The sequence below is a fragment of the Paractinoplanes abujensis genome (genome assembly GCF_014204895.1).
GTDB lineage: Bacteria > Actinomycetota > Actinomycetes > Mycobacteriales > Micromonosporaceae > Actinoplanes > Actinoplanes abujensis.
The window spans coordinates 1,094,555-1,112,236 of sequence record NZ_JACHMF010000001.1 but is presented as its reverse complement, the minus strand read 5'-3'; the positions used below and the strand labels follow the sequence as shown (position 1 = coordinate 1,112,236).

Below are 17,682 nucleotides of genomic sequence, written 5' to 3'. Positions count from 1 at the left end.
AAGGAGTCGCCCTCAGGTTTGTTTCTCCCGCTCAGAGGGTTGACGAAGGTGCTTCGGCCACGGTGGGACTCTGGTCGCGGTGACCACTCCGAGCCGTCGTCCACCCGAGCTAGCTGCAACTCCTCACTCGGTGGTCGCGGTTAGATCCGGAATTTGGGCCGCTACGCGGGATTCAACTTGTTTACGGTCACGGCCCAATGGGGCGAAGGCCGCATGGGAGTTTCGGTAAGAAGGCTTTTAAGAGCGGCACCGATGACCCGGTTGAGTTGAAGCTGAGCCGCCGGGCGAAAGCCGCCGGCTTGACGAAAACACCGGGCCAATATGGCGCCCGCCGCGGGGAAGCTGTTCGCGGCGGGCGCGGAGTAGTTCCGGCTCAGTGGACCAGTGCGGGCCTCCGCTGCGGCGCGCCCCACCGTTCCCGGGCCGCGGCGCGGATGCGGGACGCCCGGTACAGCCACAGCGAGTCCCGGCCGAAGGACCAGGTCAGCGAGCCCAACGCCACCGTGAGCGCGGCCAGGGTCAGGACTGTGGGCAGCAGGTCGGCGGTGACCAGGGCCAGCACGATGCCCTGCAGCGCGGCGACGACTTTGCGGGAGAAGCGGGGCGGCAGGGCGGCGTTGAGCCAGGGGGCGAAGAACGCCGCGGCCACGAACGCGTACCTGAAGGCTCCGATCGCGACCCACCACCACCCGAAGCGGTCGCCTGCGTAGACGCTGAGCACCAGGATCAGGAAGGCGTCGATTTCCATGTCGAAGCGGGCGCCCAGCGCCGTGGTGTTGCCGGTGCGGCGGGCCACCTGGCCGTCGACGCCGTCGAGGGCCAGGGCGACGCCGGCGATGGTGACCAGGGCCGCCGTGTTGACCGGCTGCACGAATGAGGTGACCACCATCGCGGTCACGCCGCCGACCAGGATGGCGCGGGCCAGGGTGACGGCGTTGGCCGGGCCGATCTGGGTCATGCCGGCGCGGTCGAGGCCCGCGCCGAGTAGGCCGCACAGGGCCAGCCCGTAGGCCGCGCCGGCGATCAGGCCGGTCGGGGTGAGGCCCAGGGTGCTGCCCAGCAGGGCCAGCAGGGCGAGTTGGGCGGCCAGTCCGACCACCGGGGCACGCGAGGAGCCGGTGCCGGCGGGTGCGGTTACTGATGTCACCGTGGCCTCCATTTGCAAGATCGGCCGCCGCGTATGGTTGCCGTCGTCAGCGCTTAACACGCGTCTCGACGGCGTTCGGTTCAGCGGGCGGAGGGAAGAACCCATGACGAGTGACGCGTACGCGTTCTGGATCGCCGCGCCGGGGCGGGGTGAGATCCGCCCGGTGAGGGTGGGCGCGCCGGGCGACGACGAGGTGCTTGTCCGTACGCTGCACACCGGTGTGAGCAGGGGAACCGAGACGCTCGTGTTCGCCGGGCGGGTGCCCGAGAGTCAGTGGCCGGTGATGCGCGCCCCCTTCCAGGAGGGCGATTTCCCCGCCCCCGTCAAATACGGCTATCTCAACGTCGGTGTCGTCGAACAGGGCCCGGATGAGCTGGTCGGTCGCACCGTCTTCAGTCTTTTTACCCACCAGACCCGATTTGTCGCACCTGTCACGATGGTTTCTGTCGTGCCCGAGGGTGTGCCCGCGCACAGGGCTGTTCTCGCGGGCACGGTGGAGACCGCGGTCAACGCCCTGTGGGACGCCCGGCCGCTGGTCGGGGACCGGATCGCGGTGGTCGGCGGGGGCATGGTGGGTGGTTGTGCGGCGGCGATCCTCGCGCGCTTCCCCGGCGTACGGCTGCAGCTCGTCGACGTCGACGAGAGCCGCGCGGAACTGGCCGCGCGGCTGGGCGCCGGCTTCGCCACCCCGGATCGGGCACTGGGCGACTGCGACCTGGTGATCCACGCCAGTGCGACCCCGGCCGGGCTGACCCGGTCGCTGGAGCTGGCGCGCGCCGAGGGCACGGTCGTCGAGCTCAGCTGGTACGGCGATCAACAGGTCAGCGTGCCGCTGGGCGAGTTCTTCCACTCGCGGCGGCTGACCATCCGGGGCAGCCAGGTCGGTGGGATCGTGCCGGGCCGCGGCCGCACGTACGCCGAGCGGCTGGCGCTCTCGCTGGAGCTGCTCCGGGACGAGCGGTTCGACGCTTTCGTCACCGGGCACTCCGATTTCGCCGAGCTGCCCGAGGTGCTGCCCCGCCTCGCGGACGGTAGCCTTCCGGCCCTCTGCCACGTGATCGACTACCCCGAGGAGTAGCCCTTGTTCAGCGTCACCGTCCGCGACCACATCATGATCGCGCACAGCTTCACCGGCGAGGTCTACGGACCGGCGCAGAAGCTGCACGGCGCGACCTTCGTGGTCGACGCCACCTTCCGCCGGCCCGAGCTGGACGACGACAACATCGTCGTGGACATCGGCGCCGCCGGCGAGCAGCTCAAGGCGATCTGCGGCGGGCTCAGCTACCGCAACCTCGACGACGAGCCCGACTTCCTGGGCATCAACACGTCGACCGAGTTCCTGGCCAAGCTGATCGCCGACCGGCTGGCCGCCAAGGTGGCCGCGGGTGACCTGGGCGCGGGTGCGGCCGGCCTGACGGGCATCACGGTGACGCTGCACGAGTCGCACATCGCCTGGGCCTCGTACGAGCGCGACCTGTGACCTTGTGGGCGGTGCTGCCGGGCGGCGTCGACGACCCGGCGGCGCCCAGCGGCGGCAACCGTTACGACCGTGCGGTGCTGTCGCTGCTGCCCGACGTGCACGAGATCGCAATCGTCGGTGACTGGCCGGCCCCCGGCACCGCCGCCCGCAAGGCCCTGCAGACCGCCCTCACCGACATCCCGGACATGTCCGACGTGCTGATCGACGGCCTGGTCGGCTGCGGTGTGCCCGAGATTCTCGAACCGCATGCGGCCCGGCTTCGCCTGATCATGCTCGTGCACCTGCCCCTGAGCGACGAGACAGGGCTCGATCCGGCCACGGCGGACGAACTGCGCGCCCGGGAGAAGCGGGCGGTGCACCTGGCCACGACAGTGGTCGCGACCAGCCAGTCCGCTGCCGACCGGGTCAGAACCATGCATGACCTCGTACGGGTGGAGGTTGCCCGGCCCGGCGTCGACCCGGCGCCGCCGGCCGAGCCCGACCCGACCGGCCGCCGGCTGCTCTGCGTGGCCGCGGTGACCCCCCGCAAGGGTCAGGACCTGCTGGTCGGCGCGCTGCAGAACGACCTGGCCGGGCTCGACTGGCAGTGCACGCTGGCCGGGGCGTTGATCAAACCGGTCCCGTACGAGGACTCGCGGCTGCGCTTCGTGGGCGCGTTGCACGGGGCCGCGCTCGACGCGGCGTACGGGGAAGCGGATCTTCTGGTCCTCCCGTCACGGGCCGAGACGTACGGGATGGTGGTCACCGAGGCGCTCGCCCGTGGGGTTCCGGTGCTGGCCACAGCCGTCGGCGGCGTGCCCGAGGCGCTCGGCACGGCCCCGGACGGCACCCGCCCCGGCCTGCTGATCCCACCTGACGACCGGCCCGCCCTGACCGCCGCGCTGCGGTCCTGGCTCACCGACGGTGCGCTGCGGTATCGCCTGCGCGCCGCCGCCCGGGCCCGCCGGGAGACCCTCCCGACCTGGTCCGCAACCGCCTCCGCACTGTCCGCCATCTGTGAAGGAGACCCCCGATGACCGGTGAGTTCAGTGAGTCCTGGCTCGGTCTGCGCGAACCCGCCGACGCCGAGGCCCGCGCGGCCGACCTGGTGGCGCTGTTGCCGGCCGACATCCACGTCATCCGCGACCTGGGTTGCGGCACCGGCTCGATGGCCCGCTGGCTCGCGCCGCGCCTGCCCAAGCCGCAGCACTGGATCCTGACCGACCTCGACCCCAAGCTGCTGCACTACGCGACGGCCCACGTACGGATCCCGGACGTCAGCGTCGAGGGCGCGCTCAGCAACGTGACCTCCCTCACCCCCGAGCAGCTCGACGGCACCGACCTGGTCACCTGTTCGGCACTGCTCGACCTGTTGACCGAAGGCGAGATCGACGCGCTGGTGGCGACGCTGGCCGCGGCCCGGGTGCCGGCCCTGTTCACCCTCTCGGTGGCCGGGGACGTGCGCCTAGACCCGGCCGACCCGCTGGATGCCACGATCGCCGAGGCGTTCGACGAGCACCAGCGGCGGGTCACCGGTGAGCGCCGCCTGCTCGGCCCGGACGCTCCGGCGTACGCGGGGAAGGCCTTCGAGCGGGCCGGTGCGACGGTGGTCACCCGCCCGAGCCCGTGGCGGCTGGGGAACGGGCACCCGGAACTGACCGCCGAGTGGCTCCGGGGCTGGGTCGGCGCGGCCTCCGAGCAGCAGCCTTCGCTCGATCTGGACGGCTATCTGAAGGGCCGGCTGGCGTCGTTGCCGAGCGCGTCGGTCGGACATGTCGATCTTTTGGCGACCTTTGACTGAACCCTTTGTGCCCGCCCCGGCGTACTAGGGGAAGACGGGCGCGACGAAGGGAACGGCGACGTGGGGCGTATCTGGGCTTGGGCACGGATTCTGGGCGGGGCCGGGATCCTGGTCTTCCTGCTGTGGAAGCTCGGCACCGGCGCCTTCGTCGACGGCCTGCGGGTGATCGACGGCCCGGCGCTCACGCTGGCCTTCGCGATCGGCGTCGCCACCACGGTTTTCAGCGCCTGGCGCTGGTGCCTGGTGGCGCGCGGCCTGGGCCTGCGGCTTTCCTTCCGTACGGCGGTGGCCGACTACTACAAGGCGCTGTTCCTCAACGCCGCGCTGCCGGGCGGGGTGCTCGGCGACGTGGACCGCGCGGTGCAGCACGGGCGCGACGAGGGTGACGTGGCCAAGAGCGTGCGGGCCGTCGTGCTCGAGCGCACGGCCGGGCAGCTCGTGCTGATCGCCGTCGGCGTGACCGTGCTGCTCACCGTCCCCTCCCCCGTCCTGTCCGTCCTGCAGCAGCACGGTTTTGTCCTGGTCGTCGTCCTCGGCTCGCTGCTGCTGGCCGGTGTGGTGCTGGCTGTGGCCTTCCGCCGCCTCCGGCAGGGTGGTTCGCGAGTCGCCTCGGCCGTGCGCACCGGGGCCGCCGAGATCCGTACGGGGCTGCTGGCCCGCCGCAACTGGCCGATCGTGACCCTGGCCTCGGTCGTCGTGCTCGTCGGTCACCTGGCCACCTTCGTGGTGGCGGCCCGCGCGGCCGGCTCGACAGCGTCGCTGACCCGGCTGGCCCCGCTGATGCTGCTGGCCCTGCTGGCCATGTCGCTGCCGCTCAACATCGGCGGCTGGGGGCCCCGCGAGGCCGTCACGGCGTGGGCGTTCGGCGCGGCCGGCCTGAGCGCCACCCAGGGCCTGACCACCGCGGTCGTCTACGGGCTGTTCGCCTTCGTCGCCGCCCTGCCCGGCGCCGTGGTCATCCTGACCCGGGCCGCCGTCAAGCTGCGCGGGGTGGCCGCGGTGCGGGTGGCCGCCCCGATCTCCCCGGTGCCCTACGGTGTCGCCGCGGCCCCGGTCTCCCCCGAAATGGTGCTCGGGCGCGAACTGGCGCGAGCCGGCGCCTAACTTTTATGGTCGCTCTGGAAAAAGCGGTCGGTCAGTGCGTATCGCAGCAGCACGACGTCCTCGATCTGCCGCACCTCGGCCAGCGTGGCGCGCCGGCCCGGCCCCCACGGGAAGTCGCCGTCGCTGACGAAGCGCGGCGCCCGCGAGTCCCCCACGAAGAACGGCGCGACGACCAGTTGCAGCTCGTCGGCCAGGCCCGCGGTCAGGAACTGGGTGTGCATCGTGCCGCCGCCCTCGACCATCAGCCGGCGCACGCCCCGCGCGGCCAGGTCGGCGGTCACCCGGTGCAGGTCGACCGGGTCGCCGCCGTCGACCACCGTGGCCACCGCGCCCAGCCGCTCCTTGGCCGACGCGCACGTGCCGCTCGCGCAATAGACCAGTTTGTCCACATCGCCCACGGTGAAGAACTGCGCCGCCGGGTCGATGTCACACCTGCCCGTTACGGTGACCTTCAGCGGATGGGGCGCCTGGCCACGGGCGACCCTGGCCGCGCGCCGCTCGGCCGAACGCACCAGCAGGCGAGGGTTGTCCTGCCGGATCGTGGCGGCGCCGACCAGGATGGCGTCGCAACCGGCACGAACGGCGTCGACCCGGTCGAAATCGGCCTGGTTGGACAGCAACAGCCGGTCACGAGTCGCATCGTCCAAGTAACCGTCGATGGACATGCCACAACTCAGCAACGTGTAAGGACGCTCAACCACCGATGACGCCTCCGTTAGAGCGACGATCGTCACCCAGGCCGAACAGTTGCGTCCAAGATAATCCGCGACACGATTACAGGCACGTTCGCGGTCTGTTGCGGGGTGGTGACTCCGGTGGGCGGGCACAGCGGATCAGCGGGGAACAACGAGGAGGACCGATGTTAGAAGCCACGGTGCGGCAGCAGGTGACCGTCCCGCTGCGGTTCGGTGACGGGTATGCGACCACCGCGCAGGTGATGACGTTCGACGGGCTCGTCGACGGCAAGGAGCACCTGGCCCTCGGACTGGGCGACTGGCAGCGGGCGTTGAAGAAGTCCGCCGCCGGCGGGCGGGCCCCCCTGGTGCGGCCGCACAGCGAATGCCTCACCGGCGACGTGTTCGGCAGCCAGCGCTGCGACTGCGGCCCGCAGCTGCGCGAGGCCGTCGAGCGGATCGCCGAGCAGGGCGGTTTCCTGCTCTACCTGCGGCAGGAGGGCCGCGGCATCGGCCTCTACGCCAAGCTCGACGCGTACGCGCTGCAGGATTCCGGGCTCGACACGTACGAGGCGAACGTGGCGCTCGGCCGCGGCGAGGACGAACGGGACTACTCGGCGGCCGCGCAGATGCTGCTGGCCCTCGGGGCCGACCGGATCCGCCTGCTCAGCAACAACCCGGACAAGGCGATCCAGCTGGAGAAGAGCGGCATCGACGTGACCCAGCGCGTGCCGACCGGGGTGCACATGTCCGCGGCGAACGTGCGCTACCTGGCCACGAAGGCCTCGCACACCGCTCACACCATCGAGCTACCCCTCGCCGAGTGACGCACCGACCCCTCCGTCCGGCAGGATGAAGACATGGCCGACGACCCTTCGCTGCTGCTCACCGCGGTCGACCAGGTGCCCTTCATCCTGGCCGTCTGCGAGGGGCCCGAGCTGCGGGTGCTCACGCTCAGCGCGGCCACCCGAGCGGTGATCCCGGGCCGCGAGTTCCGCGGGCGCCCCATCCGGGAGGTGCTCAGTGACCTGGTCGGTCAGCAGTTCGTGGACGCCTACCACGACGTCTACCGCACCGGCGAGCCGATCAACGGGCGGGAGTGGCGGGTGCATCTGACGGCGCCGGACGGTTCGGTGCACGAGATGTACGCCAACTTCAGCATCACGCCGTGGACGGACGGCGACCAGCGGCGCGGCGTGATCGGCGTCGGCTTCGACGTCACCGAGATGGTGCGGCAACGCCAGGAGGCCGCCGAGCAGACGGCCGACCTCCAGCAACGCTACGAGCAGAGCCGCACGGTGGTGACGGCCCTGCAGCGCGAGCTGCTGCCGCCCGGCCTGCCGGTGCTGCCCGGGGCGCAGGTCGCGGCCAGCTATCTGCTCGCCGAGGCCGACACCGCGGCCGGCGGTGACTGGTTCGACGCGGTCGCGCAGCGCGACGGCCGGGTCGCGCTGATCGTCGGGGACGTGGTCGGTCACGGGGTGCGCGCGTCAGGGGTGATGGGCCAGCTGCGGGCGGTGCTGCAGGACAGGCTGGAGGACGGCGCGGGCATCGTCGACGCTCTGGCCGCCGCCGACCGTTTCGCGGCCCGCGTGCCGGCCGCCCACGCGACCACGGTGGCGCTGGTCGCCCTCGACCCGCTCACCGGCGAACTCACGTACTGCACGGCCGGGCACCCCGCGCCCCTGGTCGTCACGCCCGGCGGCGCGACACGCTTCCTGGCCCCGACCGGCGGCTCACCCCTGGGGACGGGCGGCGACTTCGGTGTACGGGCGGACCGCCTCGCCCTCGGTGAGCTGCTCCTGCTCTACACCGACGGCATCCTCGAACGCCCCGGCCGCGACCACGCCACCAGCTCGGCCGAACTGGCCCACGTGGCCGCGGACAGCGCCGCCGGCCGGGCCCTGCACGACCCGTCGGCCACCCCCGCCGAGCGTGTCTGCACCCAGGCCGTCGAGCTCCTGGTGCGCACGACCGGCCACACCGACGACATCACCCTGCTGGCCGTGCAACGCGTGCCGGTCGCGGCGGATCTGGATTTGTCGCTGCCCGCCTCCCCCGCCGAGCTGCGCGGGGTCCGGCAAGCGCTGGGCCGCTGGCTGGCCGAGATCGGCACCACCGCCGAGGACGCCTTCGCCCTGCAGCACGCGCTGGGCGAACTGCTGGCCAACGCGGTCGAACACGCCGGCACGACCACCGGTTCGACGGTGACGGTGCACGCCACCCTCACCCCCACCGGCGTGGTGCAGGCCTCGGTCCGCGACCAGGGCACCTGGCAGGAACCGCGGCCCCGGGCCGATCGCGGCCGCGGCCTGGCCCTGGCCGCCCAGCTGACGGCGTCGCTGAAGGTCGACCACGACAGCAGCGGGACGTTCGCGCGCCTCACCAAGCCCCTCAACCGGCCCGCCCGCCTGCTCGACACCCCCGCCGGGGCGGCGCCGGTCCCGCCCGCCCACTCCCCGGAGTTCCGCATCACCGAACTGCCCGGCGGCGACGAGACCCGGGTCCGCATCGAAGGCCCGATCGACGTCAGCACGGCCGCCCTGACCCGCCAGGAACTGCTGAGGCGCAGCCGGGGCGGAACGATGCCGATGACGGTGGACTTGTCGGCGGTCACCCACCTGTCCAGCGCGGGGGTGTCGGCGCTGCACCACGTGGCGGGGCAGCACGCCATCCAGGAGGCGCCGCTGGTGCTGGACGCCGCCCCCGGCACTCCCGCCCAGCTCATCCTGGCGCTGGTCACACTGCTGCCGCCGGAAACCCTCAGTCCTCGCCCGTGACGGCGCGGTCGCGGAGGCTGTTCTCGAAGAGCTCCAGGCGCTGCCGGTCGAAACGGCCTGGTTCCGCCGCGTAGACGGCCCGGCCGGTCGGGCTCCGCAACGTCTCCGGTGACACCGCATCCCCGCCGTACGGCACGAACTTTCTTGCCTCCGCAACCGCCGCGGCCGCGGTCAGCAGGTCGTCGCGGGCTCGCTGCCGCTCCACGGCGGCGGCGCCGGCGGCGATGAAGTCGGCTACCCACAGCCACTCGCCGGCGTCCAGCAACTCGGACGGGCGTTCACCGCCGAAACTCGGCTCGCTGCGGCTGGAGACAACCTCCTCCTCCGGAAGCCGGAACGTGAACTCGCGCGGGTGGCCGCACTCCGGGCACACGCCCGCGTACCGGCCGCACGGCTCGCCGTCCACCACGACGACCGTGCAGGCCCGCTCGAACTGCTCCGTCCCGCAGACCTCACACGGGTGCAGATCCATGAAGAGGTGCGCTTCGGCGGCGGACCGGGCGAGACCGAACACGCGGGCCGCCGGCGGGCGGGGCGGTTCCTCCTCGGTCCGGAACGTGAACTCCCGCAGCCGGGCACACTTGCGGCAGGAGAAGTCGAACCGGACGGCCGAGAGCCCGCCGAGCATGATTTTGTCGCCGGCCCGGTTCTCGATCTCGGTCCTTGTGGAGCCGCACACACACCGCCGCTTCTTCACGTAGGCGAGCACGTCGTCGAAGGTGCGGGCGTAGGGGAACGTCATCGGCCTACCTCTTCGCGGGGACTGACGGGTAGCCCAAGCCTCCACGATCGGGTGAACCCCTACCAGATCCCAGCCCCGGCAACCCCGTTATCCACAGCGAAGACTTGTCCACAGGGCCTTGGCCCCCGGACCGGGATTCTCTGTACTGTCGCGGGGTGACTTCGGTAGACCAGGTTTCCGCGCACGGCTCGGCCGCCATCGACGTCCTCAACAGGGTGTTCGGCTACCCGTCGTTCCGCGGTCAGCAGCACGAGATCATCGAGCACGTGGCCGGTGGCGGCGACGCGCTCGTGCTGATGCCGACCGGTGGTGGCAAGTCGCTGTGCTATCAGATCCCGGCTCTCGTGCGTCCCGGCACCGGCGTGGTCATCTCCCCCTTGATCGCACTCATGCAGGATCAGGTCGACGCGCTGCGCACGGTCGGGGTCAAGGCGGGCTTCCTCAACTCCACGCAGGATTACGACGAGCGGCGCATGGTGGAGGCCGAGTTCGTCAACGGCGACCTGGACCTGCTCTACGTGGCGCCCGAGGGGCTGGGCGTGCCCGCCACCCAGCGGCTGCTCGACCGGGGCAAGATCTCGCTGTTCGCGATCGACGAGGCGCACTGTGTGTCGCAGTGGGGTCACGACTTCCGGCCCGACTATCTGGGCCTGTCGATGCTGCACGAGCGCTGGCCCGACGTGCCGCGCATCGCGCTGACCGCCACCGCCACGACGGCCACCCGTGACGAGATCGCGACCCGGCTGCAGCTCACCGACGCGCGGCATTTCACGGCCAGCTTCGACCGGCCCAACATCCAATACCGAATCGTGCCGAAGAACGAGCCCCGCAAGCAGCTGCTCGATCTGCTGCGCACCGAGCACGCGGGTGAGTCGGGCATCGTCTACTGCTTGTCGCGCGCGTCGGTCGAGCGGACGGCTGAGTTCCTGGTGCAGAACGGGGTGGCCGCGCTGCCCTATCACGCCGGTCTGGACAATCGGGTGCGAGCAGCCAACCAGTCCCGTTTCCTGCGGGAGGACGGGCTGGTCATGGTGGCCACGATCGCTTTCGGCATGGGCATCGACAAGCCCGACGTCCGGTTCGTCGCGCATCTCGACCTGCCCAAGTCGGTCGAGGGCTACTACCAGGAGACCGGCCGGGCCGGGCGTGACGGGTTGCCGTCGACGGCCTGGCTGGCGTACGGGCTGCAGGATGTGGTGCAGCAACGCAAGATGATCGACAGTTCGGACGGCGATCTGGCCTACCGGCGTAACGCCGCCCAGCATCTCGACGCGATGCTGGCGCTGTGCGAGACGGTGACGTGCCGCCGGTGGCAGCTGCTGAACTATTTCGGGCAGACCGCCACTGTGGACAACTGCGGCAACTGTGACACGTGCCTGGTGCCGCCGGAGTCGTGGGACGGCACTGTCCCGGCGCAGAAGTTGCTGTCCACGGTGCTGCGGCTGCAGCGGGAACGCGGGCAGAAGTTCGGAGCGGGTCAGTCGATCGACATTCTGCTGGGCAAGGAGACCGACAAGGTCCAGCGATTCCGGCACAACGAGCTGTCGGTGTTCGGCATCGGCAGCGACCTGCGCGAAACCGAGTGGCGTGGGGTGGTGCGCAAGCTGCTGGCCGCCGGTCTGCTGGCCGTCGAGGGCGAATACAGCACGCTGGTGCTGACCGAGGCCAGCGCCGCGGTGCTGCGCGGCGAGACCAAGGTGATGATGCGGCGGGAGGCGCCGGCCAAGGTGCGCGCCCCGAAGCAGCGGGCGACGGCGGCCCCGGCGGCCGACCTCTCCCCCGCCGACGCGTCGACCTTCGAGCGGCTGCGTGCGTGGCGGGCGTCGGTCGCCAAGGAGCAGGGCATGCCGGCGTACGTGATCTTCCACGACGCCACGTTGCGGGCGATCGCCGCGCTCAACCCGAAGTCGCTGGGCGAGCTGGGCACGGTCAGCGGCGTCGGGCAGAACAAGCTGACCAAGTTCGGCCAGGCTGTGCTGGACACTCTGCACGAATCGGGCGGCGGGGCGGCCCCGGCGCCGCGGAAGGCCGTTTCATCACGCTTCGGCGACGAGCCCGATCCGGGGCCGGCCTTCACGTTCGACGAGGAGCCGCCCGACTACGACTACGACAGCGAGCCCCCGCCGCCCGACTACCCGTGACCGTCAGCAGCCGGCCCCGCAAAGCAGCCGGGAGCGCGGACCGCACGGCGGTGGCGGGCCGCACGGCTGGAGCACCCGCCCGGCGGGAGCGGCCCGCACTGCGGGAGCAGGCCGCACGGCGGTGGCCGGCCGCGCGACGAGGGCCGGCTGCGCCGCGAGGCGGGGCGGTTGACCGCTTGGCCGGAAAAGTTGGCTGGGGGGCTGTTTCGGGGCTGGCGCGGGGGCCGTACCGTGCCTGCGGTACACGCTGTAGTGATCGATTTGAGGGGGACGCATCGTGGGGGCACGTCTTGTCGTGACGGGCACCGTTCTGGTGGCTTTGGCCGGGCTGGGGTCGCTCTCCGCCTGCTCGGGGTCGGATGACGAAGCGCCGAAGAAGGCGGCCGTCGAGGACACGGCCGGCAGCCTGCCCAAGGGAGACGAGGCGACCTACCTCAAGGCGATGCGCGCGCTCGACGCCGGGCTGGTCGCGGATGAGAAGACGGCGATCGACAACGGCTACAACCTGTGCATGGATGCCAAGAACGGCATGACCACCGCCGATCAGATCAACGACGCGATCAACCTCTTCCAGACCGACATCAAGAAGGCCCAGCGCATCCTGGCCATCTCGACGACCAACCTGTGCAAGGCCCCGCCCTCGGCGGGCAGCTGAGCTCGGCCGGGCCGGGCGGCCGTGGGGCCGCCCGGCCCGCGACACCTGCTGCGGCGCGACCACGTCGATCGTCCACGGGGTCCCGTACTTGTCGATGAGCGGGCCGTGGACGTCGCCCCACATCTGCTTCTCGAACGGCAGTTGCACGGTGCCGCCGTCGGCCGGCTTGTCCCACACCTTCGAGGCCTTCGCCGGGGTCGCCGCTGAGGCTGACCGGCGAAAGAACGCCGCCCGGGTGAGCAGCACCCGGACGGCGACACAGCAAACGGTCAGCGGTGGTCGGAACCGGCCGATTCGACCGCGGCCCGTCCCGCTTCGAGCCGGGCGATCGGCACCCGGAACGGCGAGCAGGACACGTAGTCGAGCCCGACCTCGTGGAAGAAGTGCACCGACTCCGGGTCACCGCCGTGCTCACCGCACACGCCCAGCTTGAGGCCGGGACGCTGGGCCCGGCCCTCCTCGGCGGCGATCCGCACAAGCCGGCCCACGCCGTCGCGGTCGATCGACTCGAACGGTGAGATGCCGAAGATGCCCAGTTCCAGGTAGCGCCAGAAGAACGCGCCCTCGACGTCGTCGCGGGAGAAACCCCACGCCATCTGGGTCAGGTCGTTGGTGCCGAACGAGAAGAACTCGGCCGCCTCGGCGATCTGCCCGGCGGTCAGGGCGGCCCGCGGCACCTCGATCATCGTGCCGATCAGCACTTCGACGCCCGAGTCGCCGACCACTTCGGCGATGATCCGCTCGGCCTCGTGGCGGACGGTCTCCAGCTCTTGCACCGCCCCGACCAGCGGCACCATGATCTCGGGGCGGGGCCGGCCACCCTCGGCGGCCAGCGCCACCGCGGCCTCGGCGATCGCCCGCACCTGCATGGCGAACAGGCCCGGAATGACCAGTCCCAGCCGTACGCCGCGCAGGCCCAGCATCGGGTTGGACTCGTGCATGCGCCGCACCGCCGCCAGCATCCGCTCGTCCCGCTCGGTCTGTTCGTCCGAGGAGCCCCGCTCCTTGGCCACCGCCACCTGCACGGCCAGTTCCTCGAGGGAGGGCAGGAACTCGTGCAGCGGCGGGTCGATCAGCCGCACGGTGACCGGCAACCCGTTCATCTCGCGGAAGATCTCGAGGAAGTCGGCTCGTTGCAACGGCCGCAGGGCGGCCAGGGCGTCGTCGCGTTCGGCTTTGCTGTGCGCCAGGATGAGGCGTTCGACCAGTTCGCGGCGGTCGCCGAGGAACATGTGCTCGGTGCGGCAGAGCCCGATGCCCTGGGCCCCGAAACGGCGCGCGCGGGCGGCGTCGGGGCCGGTGTCGGCGTTGGTGCGCACCTTGAGCCGGGAACGGTCGTCGGCGTGGCTCATGATCTGGTGCACGGCCGCCACGAGCGGGTCGTTGGCCTGGGCCGGGTCCAGATCGCCCTCGAAGTACTGCACGACCTCGGACGGGCGGACGGGCACCTCGCCGAGGTAGACGCGGCCGGTGGTGCCGTCGATCGAGATCACGTCGCCCTCGTGCACGACCTGGCCGTCGACCGTGAACTGGTCGCGGCCGACTTCGACCTGGTCGGCCCCGCAGACGCAGGTCTTGCCCATGCCGCGGGCGACGACCGCGGCGTGCGAGGTCTTGCCGCCGCGCGAGGTCAGGATGCCCTGCGCGGCGATCATGCCGGGCAGGTCGTCCGGGTTGGTCTCCCGCCGGACGAGGATCACCTGTTGACCCTCGGCGGCGCGGGCGACGGCATCGGCCGACGTGAAGACGACGGCGCCGAAGGCGGCGCCCGGTGACGCGCCCACGCCCCGGGTCAGGGAGACCGGGTCGGCCGCGAGGTCGAAACGGGGGAACATCAGCTGCGCGAGCTGGGCCCCGGAGACCCGGGTGACCGCCTCGTCGAGGTCGATCATGCCCTCGTCGACCAGCTGGGCGGCGATAGTGAAGGCGGCCGCCGCGGTGCGCTTGCCGACGCGGGTCTGCAGCATCCACAGTTTGCCGCGTTCGATGGTGAACTCGATGTCGCACAGGTCGTGGTAGTGCCCCTCGAGCGTGGCCATGATCTGCAGCAGCTGGTCGTACGACTTCTTGTCGAGCCTTTCCAGGTCGGCCAGCGGCAGCGTGTTGCGGATGCCCGCCACGACGTCCTCGCCCTGCGCGTTCTGCAGGTAGTCGCCGTAGATGCCGCTCTCGCCGGTGGCCGGGTCACGGGTGAAGGCGACGCCGGTGCCGGAGTCCGGGCCCAGGTTGCCGAAGACCATCGCGACGACGTTGACGGCGGTGCCGAGGTCGGCCGGGATGCGTTCCTGGCGCCGGTAGAGAACGGCCCGGTCGGCGTTCCACGATTGGAACACCGCTTCGACAGCCAATTCGAGCTGATGGCGCGGTTCCTGCGGGAAATCGTGCCCGACGTGCTTGACGAAGACCTTTTTGTACGCGCCGACGAGCTCTTTGAGATCGGTCGCGTCGAGCTGCACGTCGTCCTGAACGCCCTTGGCCACCTTCGCCTCGTGCAGGGCGTTCTCAAATTCCTCGCCGGGCACGTCGCAAACGGTCTTGCCGAACATCTGGATCAGCCGGCGGTACGAATCCCACGCGAAACGGTCGTTGCCCCCGGCCTGCCGGGAGAGGCCTTCGACCGACTCGTCGTTGAGCCCCACGTTGAGGACGGTCTCCATCATGCCGGGCATCGAGAACTTCGCGCCCGAGCGGACGGAGACCAGCAGCGGATCAGCCGGATCGCCGAGTTTGCGGCCCATCGTCGCCTCGAGCGCGGCCAGATGGCGGTCGATCTCCTCGTCGAGCCCGTCGACGTGCGCGCCCTCACTCAGGAAACGGCGGCAGGCCTCGGTCGTGATCGTGAAGCCCGCCGGAACCGGCAGGCCGAGATTGGTCATCTCCGCGAGGTTGGCGCCCTTGCCCCCGAGAAGGTCTTTGAGATCCTTGTTTCCCTCGGCGAAGTCGTAGACGAACTTTGTCATCGCCAGCACCTCCGGTTTTGAATCCTCGGCCGAACTGGTTTCTGCCCCAAGGTTCGTAAGGCTATGCAGATTCTGGCCGAATAGTTAACAGGTAGGTGGGGTTTTCCACAGGCGTACGACACCCCCTGTTCGGTAAGCGCTTTCTCCGCGCAGTTCCGCGCAGCGAAACGGACGGGTACCGTGTCCGCGGTGGAGGGTTTGCGGCGGCGGGTCGAGGCGAGACTGCGCGAAATCCGCGTGCCCGACCCCTTCGACCTCGACGAGTTCTGCGCCGAGGTGTCGTCCCGCCGCGGCCGTCCGCTGATCCGTCAGCCGGTGCCCGGGCTGAGCGCCGAGGCGCCCTGCGGCTTGTGGATCGGCACCGAGCGGGCCGATCACGTGTTCTTCGACCCGGGCACGTCCCGGCTGCACGCCGAGCACATCGTGCTGCACGAGCTCTCGCACATCCTGTGCGGACACTCCGGTTCCGACGCCGCGCTGGGCACCCTGTTCCCCGATCTGGAGCCGGCGACGGTGCGACGGGCGCTGGCCCGCGCGCGCTACACCGACGAGCAGGAGCGCGAGGCCGAGATGATGGCCTCGCTGATCCGCGGCCGCTCCGCCCGTCCGTCGCAGACCGCGCTCGGCCGCACGACGGATGCGCTGGGCCTGACGTAATGCTGCTGTCCGCCGCCCTGCTGACACTGCTGTGGGGCCTGGCGGTGACGCGACTGCCCGGCATCTGGCGAGACCGGCCGCAACGCGCGCTCGCCGCCGCCGTGATCGCCCTCGCGGTCTCGCGCACCGCGGCCTATCCGCGGGTCGCCGACGATCTGGAGCAGCTGCGGGCGGGCGCCGTCCAGCACCTGTCGGCGATGGTCGCGGCCTACTTCCTGCTCCGGTTCCTGCTGCTGGTGACCAGCCGGGGGCCGCGGTGGCACGCGGCGTCGGGCGCCGTGGTGCTGGTCCTGCTGCTGATCGCGGCCGGGGCCGTCTTCACCGGTCCCGGACTGCTCACCGGCGAGCTGACGCCGGCCACGGTGGCCTACTGGGTGGCGCTCGACCTCTACGTGGGGGTCGCGCTGGCAGCGGCCGCCCGGTTCTTCTGGGCCATCGCGGCCGAGGTGCCCGTGCGGTGGTCGCGGACGGCGCTGCGCGCGCTCGCGGCCGGGGCCGGGCTGCTGGCGCTCGACGCGTTCTTCCGGGCGGTGGTGATGGTGCTGCTGGGCGCGGGCGCCGCGGTCGACCTGGCCGCGCTCGACCCGCCCGCCGAGTTCGTGCAGGCGGCGAGCGCGCTGCTGATGGTGACCGGTGGAGCCGTCACCGCGTTCCCGCGGGCGCGGGCGGCCGTGGCCGCGTACCGGTCGCTGGTGGCGCTGCGGCCCCTGTGGAAGGCCATGCGCGACACGTTCCCCGAGATCATCCTCTTCTCCCCGCGCCGGGCGATCGTCGAGCTGGCCGGCGTCGACGACGTGCACCTGCGGCTCTACCGCCGGGTCATCGAGATCCGCGACGGCATGCTGGCGCTGCGCGGCTATCTGCCGTGCGACACCGCCGACGGCGGGCCCGAGGCGGAGGCGGCGCGGATCGCCGGGGCGCTGCGGCGGCGGGCCGAGGGCGCCGAGCCGTCGGATCAGGTGAGCGGCTGGGCCGAGGTCGGGCCCGACATGGCCGACGAGGTGGCGTGGCTGAGCCGCGTCAGCCGCGCCTACCGCCGGCAGCCGGTCAGCTGTCGTCGCGGCGCTCCGACTCCCAGACCTTCCGGATCAGCTCGTTGATCAGATCGCGGCCGCGGGGCGAGATGTCCGCCGCCCGCATCGCGATCTCGGTGACCCCGGCCGCGCGGATGGTCTGCATCAACTCAAGTTGATCGTCGATGCGGCGGGTCTGGTCGTCGTCTATGAAATAGGCCACCGGCACACCGAAGTAGGTGGCCAGCGCGGTCAGGTGCGCGACCGTCGGGTTGTCGCGGCGGCCCGTCCTCAACTGCCAGATGTAGGTGTGCGAGATCGCCACGCCCTGGCCGGAGCGAACCGCCTCGGCCACGGCCATGTAGCTGGGTTCCGGCTGGTGCTGCTTGAACAGCCGGTCCAGCTTCGCGGCGATGGAGAAGGCGCCCACCCACGCCCTCCTCCTCCGACGCGACGCCCATGAGCAGGAGCGCGAACCGCGCTCGTGCACATCCCCCGATGTAGGACGCCATAAACTGTGGTTGATGAACCGAGTGCAGCCTAGAACAC

The 17,682-nt window shown here is 71.2% G+C and carries 16 protein-coding genes; 11 read left to right on the top strand and 5 right to left on the bottom strand.

Annotated elements, in window-relative coordinates; genetic code table 11:
• Positions 1-373 precede the first annotated feature (373 nt).
• Positions 374-1,147 carry a CDP-alcohol phosphatidyltransferase family protein gene (locus BKA14_RS04490; protein ID WP_239092495.1) on the bottom strand — a complete coding sequence of 258 codons (774 nt, stop codon included), beginning with the start codon at positions 1,145-1,147 and terminating at the stop codon, positions 374-376.
• Between the two features lie 103 nt (positions 1,148-1,250).
• On the opposite strand from BKA14_RS04490, the gene BKA14_RS04485 reads away from it, so the two are divergent.
• The 5 genes from BKA14_RS04485 to BKA14_RS04465 are packed head-to-tail and all read left to right on the top strand — an operon-like array spanning position 1,251 to position 5,511.
• Positions 1,251-2,225 (top strand): zinc-dependent alcohol dehydrogenase, encoded by a 975-nt coding sequence (locus tag BKA14_RS04485; protein WP_184949664.1) that lies wholly within the window; start codon positions 1,251-1,253, stop codon positions 2,223-2,225.
• Positions 2,226-2,228: 3 nt separating this feature from the next.
• Entirely contained in the window at positions 2,229-2,627 is a 399-nt protein-coding gene (locus BKA14_RS04480; protein ID WP_184949663.1) for a 6-pyruvoyl trahydropterin synthase family protein, read from the top strand.
• Positions 2,624-3,643, top strand: a complete 1,020-nt coding sequence (locus BKA14_RS04475) for a glycosyltransferase family 4 protein (protein WP_184949662.1) — start codon at positions 2,624-2,626, stop codon at positions 3,641-3,643. The genes BKA14_RS04480 and BKA14_RS04475 overlap by 4 nt, the downstream gene beginning before the upstream one ends.
• Entirely contained in the window at positions 3,640-4,407 is a 768-nt protein-coding gene (locus BKA14_RS04470; RefSeq protein ID WP_184949661.1) for a class I SAM-dependent methyltransferase, read from the top strand. The genes BKA14_RS04475 and BKA14_RS04470 overlap by 4 nt, the downstream gene beginning before the upstream one ends.
• A 60-nt stretch (positions 4,408-4,467) precedes the next feature.
• Positions 4,468-5,511 carry a lysylphosphatidylglycerol synthase transmembrane domain-containing protein gene (locus BKA14_RS04465; RefSeq protein ID WP_239092496.1) on the top strand — a complete coding sequence of 348 codons (1,044 nt, stop codon included), beginning with the start codon at positions 4,468-4,470 and terminating at the stop codon, positions 5,509-5,511.
• Here BKA14_RS04465 and BKA14_RS04460 read toward each other — a convergent pair.
• Positions 5,508-6,212, bottom strand: a complete 705-nt coding sequence (locus BKA14_RS04460) for a RibD family protein (protein ID WP_184949660.1) — start codon at positions 6,210-6,212, stop codon at positions 5,508-5,510. The two genes, BKA14_RS04465 and BKA14_RS04460, sit on opposite strands and share 4 nt — an antisense overlap.
• 158 nt (positions 6,213-6,370) lie before the next feature.
• Here BKA14_RS04460 and BKA14_RS04455 point away from each other — a divergent pair, with 158 nt between their 5' ends.
• Both BKA14_RS04455 and BKA14_RS04450 read left to right on the top strand, forming a co-directional pair.
• A complete protein-coding gene (locus BKA14_RS04455; protein ID WP_184949659.1) occupies positions 6,371-7,012 on the top strand; it encodes a GTP cyclohydrolase II in 642 nt (213 codons plus the stop codon).
• A 33-nt stretch (positions 7,013-7,045) separates the two neighbouring features.
• Positions 7,046-8,965, top strand: a complete 1,920-nt coding sequence (locus tag BKA14_RS04450) for a SpoIIE family protein phosphatase (protein WP_184949658.1) — start codon at positions 7,046-7,048, stop codon at positions 8,963-8,965.
• On the opposite strand, the gene BKA14_RS43560 is transcribed toward BKA14_RS04450, so the two are convergent.
• Complete coding sequence (locus tag BKA14_RS43560; protein WP_239092497.1) at positions 8,949-9,707, bottom strand: DUF2225 domain-containing protein; 759 nt, start codon at positions 9,705-9,707, stop codon at positions 8,949-8,951. The genes BKA14_RS04450 and BKA14_RS43560 overlap by 17 nt on opposite strands.
• A 155-nt stretch (positions 9,708-9,862) precedes the next feature.
• On the opposite strand from BKA14_RS43560, the gene recQ reads away from it, so the two are divergent.
• Positions 9,863-11,848, top strand: a complete 1,986-nt coding sequence (recQ, locus tag BKA14_RS04440; RefSeq protein ID WP_184949657.1) for a DNA helicase RecQ — start codon at positions 9,863-9,865, stop codon at positions 11,846-11,848.
• A gap of 277 nt (positions 11,849-12,125) precedes the next feature.
• Complete coding sequence (locus tag BKA14_RS04435) at positions 12,126-12,503, top strand: DUF732 domain-containing protein (RefSeq protein WP_184949656.1); 378 nt, start codon at positions 12,126-12,128, stop codon at positions 12,501-12,503.
• Between the two features lie 269 nt (positions 12,504-12,772).
• Here BKA14_RS04435 and ppdK read toward each other — a convergent pair whose 3' ends face one another.
• Positions 12,773-15,463 (bottom strand): pyruvate, phosphate dikinase, encoded by a 2,691-nt coding sequence (gene ppdK, locus BKA14_RS04430; protein ID WP_184949655.1) that lies wholly within the window; start codon positions 15,461-15,463, stop codon positions 12,773-12,775.
• 189 nt (positions 15,464-15,652) lie between these two features.
• On the opposite strand from ppdK, the gene BKA14_RS04425 reads away from it, so the two are divergent.
• Positions 15,653-16,120, top strand: a complete 468-nt coding sequence (locus BKA14_RS04425) for a hypothetical protein (RefSeq protein WP_239092498.1) — start codon at positions 15,653-15,655, stop codon at positions 16,118-16,120.
• The gene (locus BKA14_RS04420) at positions 16,120-17,220 is read left to right on the top strand and encodes an MAB_1171c family putative transporter (RefSeq protein ID WP_184949654.1); all 1,101 of its coding nucleotides are present in this window, start codon (positions 16,120-16,122) and stop codon (positions 17,218-17,220) included. The genes BKA14_RS04425 and BKA14_RS04420 overlap by 1 nt, the downstream gene beginning before the upstream one ends.
• Here BKA14_RS04420 and BKA14_RS04415 read toward each other — a convergent pair.
• Positions 17,168-17,563, bottom strand: coding sequence for a helix-turn-helix domain-containing protein (locus BKA14_RS04415; protein ID WP_184949653.1), 396 nt, complete (start codon positions 17,561-17,563; stop codon positions 17,168-17,170). The two genes, BKA14_RS04420 and BKA14_RS04415, sit on opposite strands and share 53 nt — an antisense overlap.
• Between the last annotated feature and the right edge of the window lie 119 nt (positions 17,564-17,682).

Coding starts and splice junctions, on each gene's coding strand:
- BKA14_RS04485 (WP_184949664.1), top strand. CDS start 1,251: ATGACGAGTGACGCGTACGCGTTCTGGATCGCCGCGCCGGGGCGGGGT.
- BKA14_RS04470 (WP_184949661.1), top strand. CDS start 3,640: ATGACCGGTGAGTTCAGTGAGTCCTGGCTCGGTCTGCGCGAACCCGCC.
- BKA14_RS04455 (WP_184949659.1), top strand. CDS start 6,371: ATGTTAGAAGCCACGGTGCGGCAGCAGGTGACCGTCCCGCTGCGGTTC.
- BKA14_RS04450 (WP_184949658.1), top strand. CDS start 7,046: ATGGCCGACGACCCTTCGCTGCTGCTCACCGCGGTCGACCAGGTGCCC.
- BKA14_RS43560 (WP_239092497.1), bottom strand. CDS start 9,707: ATGACGTTCCCCTACGCCCGCACCTTCGACGACGTGCTCGCCTACGTG.
- ppdK (WP_184949655.1), bottom strand. CDS start 15,463: ATGACAAAGTTCGTCTACGACTTCGCCGAGGGAAACAAGGATCTCAAA.
- BKA14_RS04420 (WP_184949654.1), top strand. CDS start 16,120: ATGCTGCTGTCCGCCGCCCTGCTGACACTGCTGTGGGGCCTGGCGGTG.